This window comes from Microbacterium petrolearium, from assembly GCF_054782875.1.
On sequence record NZ_BAAGRQ010000035.1, the window covers coordinates 1 to 5,465 of the forward strand.

General features: G+C 55.9%; 3 rRNA genes. All 3 read right to left on the reverse strand.

Annotated elements, in window-relative coordinates:
• Window positions 1–43: 43 nt before the first annotated feature.
• Window positions 44–160, reverse strand: a 5S ribosomal RNA gene (gene rrf / locus ACYVJ0_RS13355).
• 102 nt (window positions 161–262) lie between these two features.
• A 23S ribosomal RNA gene (locus ACYVJ0_RS13360) occupies window positions 263–3,369 on the reverse strand.
• A gap of 345 nt (window positions 3,370–3,714) precedes the next feature.
• A 16S ribosomal RNA gene (locus ACYVJ0_RS13365) occupies window positions 3,715–5,239 on the reverse strand.
• The 16S, 23S and 5S rRNA genes sit together here, the layout of an rRNA operon.
• Window positions 5,240–5,465: the final 226 nt, after the last annotated feature.

Consider the following 5,465-nt stretch of genomic DNA (forward strand, 5'->3'; position numbering starts at 1 on the left):
ACGGAAGGCCGCCCAGCGTTGGGCGGCCTTCCGGTGAAGTGGTGTCCGGCGGTGTCCTACTCTCCCACAGGGTCCCCCCTGCAGTACCATCGGCGCTGAGAGGCTTAGCTTCCGGGTTCGGAATGTGACCGGGCGTTTCCCTCTCGCTATGACCGCCGAAACTCTTTCGATGTTTCAGCACATCAACACGAAGAATGTGTTGGTGTGGTGCCCGTACATCGGGAACCACATAGTGGACGCGAACACGCATAAAGAATGAGTGATTTGTAAGTCATCGGCTTATTAGTACCAGTCAGCTGCACACATTGCTGTGCTTCCACGTCTGGCCTATCAACCCAGTAGTCTGCTGGGAGCCTCTCACCCTCTAGGGGCATGGAAGTCTCATCTTGAGGCCGGCTTCCCGCTTAGATGCTTTCAGCGGTTATCCATCCCGAACGTAGCCAAACAGCGGTGCCCTTGGCAGGACAACTGTCACACCAGAGGTTCGTCCAACCCGGTCCTCTCGTACTAGGGTCAGATCCTCTCAAACTTCCTACGCGCGCAGCGGATAGGGACCGAACTGTCTCACGACGTTCTAAACCCAGCTCGCGTACCGCTTTAATGGGCGAACAGCCCAACCCTTGGGACCTACTCCAGCCCCAGGATGCGACGAGCCGACATCGAGGTGCCAAACCATGCCGTCGATATGGACTCTTGGGCAAGATCAGCCTGTTATCCCCGAGGTACCTTTTATCCGTTGAGCGACAGCGCTTCCACAAGCCACTGCCGGATCACTAGTCCCGACTTTCGTCCCTGCTCGACCTGTCAGTCTCACAGTCAAGCTCCCTTGTGCACTTACACTCGCCACCTGATTGCCAACCAGGTTGAGGGAACCTTTGGGCGCCTCCGTTACTCTTTGGGAGGCAACCGCCCCAGTTAAACTACCCACCAGGCACTGTCCCTGAACCGGATCACGGTTCGAAGTTAGATATCCAGAGTGACCAGAGTGGTATTTCAACAACGACTCCACGAACACTGGCGTGTCCGCTTCAAAGTCTCCCACCTATCCTACACAAGCCACACCGAACACCAATACCAAGCTGTAGTAAAGGTCACGGGGTCTTTCCGTCCTGCTGCGCGTAACGAGCATCTTTACTCGTAATGCAATTTCGCCGAGTTCGTGGTTGAGACAGTTGGGAAGTCGTTACGCCATTCGTGCAGGTCGGAACTTACCCGACAAGGAATTTCGCTACCTTAGGATGGTTATAGTTACCACCGCCGTTTACCGGGGCTTAAATTCGGAGCTTCGCCTTGCGGCTGACCCTTCCTCTTAACCTTCCGGCACCGGGCAGGCGTCAGTCCGTATACATCGTCTTGCGACTTGGCACGGACCTGTGTTTTTAATAAACAGTCGCTACCCACTGGTCTCTGCGGCCCACACACGCTTTCGGAGCAAGTCCTAATACGCGCTGGGCCCCCCTTCTCCCGAAGTTACGGGGGCATTTTGCCGAGTTCCTTAACCACGATTATCTCGATCTCCTTGGTATTCTCTACCTGACCACCTGAGTCGGTTTGGGGTACGGGCGGCTGGAACCTCGCGTCGATGCTTTTCTCGGCAGCTGAGGATCACCCACTTTTTATCCGCATCGTGTCTCAGCCTGTATGAGAGGCGGATTTGCCTACCTCTCGGCCTACGCACTTGCACCAGGACAACCATCGCCTGGCTTGGGCTACCTTCCTGCGTCACACCTGTTAATACGCTAACCGCACCAGCATGGGGTCGCGCGCTCCACCAGCCGGCGTCACCCGAAGGTGACAGTGACTGGCTTTGGGCGCTTAGCACCACTGGATTGGTTTGGGCGGTTCTTCGCCGGTACGGGAATATCAACCCGTTGTCCATCGACTACGCCTGTCGGCCTCGCCTTAGGTCCCGACTTACCCAGGGAAGATTAGCTTGACCCTGGAACCCTTGGTCTTTCGGAGGACGTGTTTCTCACACGTCATTCGCTACTCATGCCTGCATTCTCACTCGTGTGGCCTCCACGGCTGGATCACTCCGCCGCTTCGCTGGCCACACGACGCTCTCCTACCCATCAACACGGCTGGACCACGAAGGCCTGCCAAAAGTGTCAATGCCGCAACTTCGGTGGTGTGCTTGAGCCCCGTTACATTGTCGGCGCGGAATCACTTGACCAGTGAGCTATTACGCACTCTTTCAAGGGTGGCTGCTTCTAAGCCAACCTCCTGGTTGTCTAAGCAACTCCACATCCTTTCCCACTTAGCACACGCTTTGGGACCTTAGTTGGCGATCTGGGTTGTTTCCCTCTCGACTATGAAGCTTATCCCCCACAGTCTCACTGCTGCGCTCTCACTTACCGGCATTCGGAGTTTGGCTGACGTCAGTAACCTGGTAGGGCCCATCGGCCATCCAGTAGCTCTACCTCCGGCAAGAAACACGCAACGCTGCACCTAAATGCATTTCGGAGAGAACCAGCTATCACGAAGTTTGATTGGCCTTTCACCCCTATCCACAGCTCATCCCCTCAGTTTTCAACCTAAGTGGGTTCGGCCCTCCACGACGTCTTACCGTCGCTTCAGCCTGGCCATGGATAGATCACTTCGCTTCGGGTCTAGGACACGCGACTGAATCGCCCTATTCAGACTCGCTTTCGCTACGGCTACCCCACACGGGTTAACCTCGCCACGTATCGCTAACTCGCAGGCTCATTCTTCAAAAGGCACGCCGTCACCCCAGCTGAGGAGGCTCCGACGGTTTGTAAGCAAACGGTTTCAGGTACTATTTCACTCCCCTCCCGGGGTACTTTTCACCTTTCCCTCACGGTACTTGTCCGCTATCGGTCATCTGGGAGTATTTAGGCTTATCAGGTGGTCCTGACAGATTCACACGGGATTTCTCGGGCCCCGTGCTACTTGGGATCCCCACCACGCCAGAACACGCATTTCAACTACAGGGCTGGCACCTTCTCTGGCCGGCCATTCAAGACCGTTCGTCTATACGCTTCTGTCACGTCGAACCCTCGGCAGAAGGTTCAAGCGGGTCCCACAACCCCGAACGTGCAACGCCTGCCGGCTATCACACACGCCCGGTTTAGCCTCTTCCGCTTTCGCTCGCCACTACTCACGGAATCACTGTTGTTTTCTCTTCCTGTGGGTACTGAGATGTTTCACTTCCCCACGTTCCCTCTACCCGCCCTATATATTCAGGCGGGAGTCACCAGGTCGCACAAGTACGCCTGGCGGGGTTTCCCCATTCGGAAATCCACGGATCAAAGCTCGCTTATCAGCTCCCCGAGGCTTATCGCAGATTGCTACGTCCTTCTTCGGCTCCAGATGCCAAGGCATCCACCGTTTGCTCTTAAAGACTTGAAATCACATGAGCCATAAAACAAAAATGTTCTATGTTCGCTTCTTTAAGATGCTCGCGTCCACTGTGTAGTTCTCAAAGTACGGGCGGCACCCACCCCGCCACCAACCAAAGGCCGGCGCAAAGATGAGCCCACGAAGTCCCAGGAAATGCTCCCGGTCCTTCAGGACCCAACAGCGTGCAGCCGCCCCGCTCCCGGGCCGATCCGTTCCAGCCACCGAAGTGACGTACTAGAACCAGCCAGACGCGCTGACGGCATGTCAAATGTTCCACCCATGAGCTAACCGGCATCACACATTCGATGATGATCCGGCGCCTGGACACCCCAGAGGGTGCCAGATGCTCCTTAGAAAGGAGGTGATCCAGCCGCACCTTCCGGTACGGCTACCTTGTTACGACTTAGTCCTAATTACCGATCCCACCTTCGACGGCTCCCTCCACAAGGGTTAGGCCACCGGCTTCAGGTGTTACCGACTTTCATGACTTGACGGGCGGTGTGTACAAGACCCGGGAACGTATTCACCGCAGCGTTGCTGATCTGCGATTACTAGCGACTCCGACTTCATGAGGTCGAGTTGCAGACCTCAATCCGAACTGGGACCGGCTTTTTGGGATTCGCTCCACCTCACGGTATTGCAGCCCTTTGTACCGGCCATTGTAGCATGCGTGAAGCCCAAGACATAAGGGGCATGATGATTTGACGTCATCCCCACCTTCCTCCGAGTTGACCCCGGCAGTATCCCCTGAGTTCCCACCATTACGTGCTGGCAACAGAGAACGAGGGTTGCGCTCGTTGCGGGACTTAACCCAACATCTCACGACACGAGCTGACGACAACCATGCACCACCTGTATACGAGTGTCCAAAGAGTTGACTATTTCTAGCCCGTTCTCGTATATGTCAAGCCTTGGTAAGGTTCTTCGCGTTGCATCGAATTAATCCGCATGCTCCGCCGCTTGTGCGGGTCCCCGTCAATTCCTTTGAGTTTTAGCCTTGCGGCCGTACTCCCCAGGCGGGGAACTTAATGCGTTAGCTGCGTCACGGAGACCGTGGAAAGGCCCCCACAACTAGTTCCCAACGTTTACGGGGTGGACTACCAGGGTATCTAAGCCTGTTCGCTCCCCACCCTTTCGCTCCTCAGCGTCAGTTACGGCCCAGAGATCTGCCTTCGCCATCGGTGTTCCTCCTGATATCTGCGCATTCCACCGCTACACCAGGAATTCCAATCTCCCCTACCGCACTCTAGTCTGCCCGTACCCACTGCAGGCTGGAGGTTGAGCCTCCAGTTTTCACAGCAGACGCGACAAACCGCCTACGAGCTCTTTACGCCCAATAATTCCGGATAACGCTTGCGCCCTACGTATTACCGCGGCTGCTGGCACGTAGTTAGCCGGCGCTTTTTCTGCAGGTACCGTCACTCTCGCTTCTTCCCTGCTAAAAGAGGTTTACAACCCGAAGGCCGTCATCCCTCACGCGGCGTTGCTGCATCAGGCTTTCGCCCATTGTGCAATATTCCCCACTGCTGCCTCCCGTAGGAGTCTGGGCCGTGTCTCAGTCCCAGTGTGGCCGGTCACCCTCTCAGGCCGGCTACCCGTCGACGCCTTGGTGAGCCATTACCTCACCAACAAGCTGATAGGCCGCGAGCCCATCCCCAACCGAAAAATCTTTCCCACCACAGAACATGCGTTCATGGTGCATATCCGGTATTAGCAGCCGTTTCCGGCTGTTATCCCAGAGTCAGGGGCAGGTTGCTCACGTGTTACTCACCCGTTCGCCACTGATCCACTCCAGCAAGCTGGAGCTTCACCGTTCGACTTGCATGTGTTAAGCACGCCGCCAGCGTTCATCCTGAGCCAGGATCAAACTCTCCGTAAAAAACGAATGCCACAACACGACCGGGAAAACAGTCACTGCTGCAGCGAGTTCAATCATGACCAAAAAGGATGTCAAAACTGACAATCCATAAATTGATCCAAAGGAATCTCACGACTGACCGAAGTCAGCCGACGAGGTTATTTGGCATTTGACAAGTGCACGCTGTTGAGTTCTCAAGGATCGGACGCACCCAGCCCTGCAGGTCCCCCTGCAGCCCTCCGGGGCA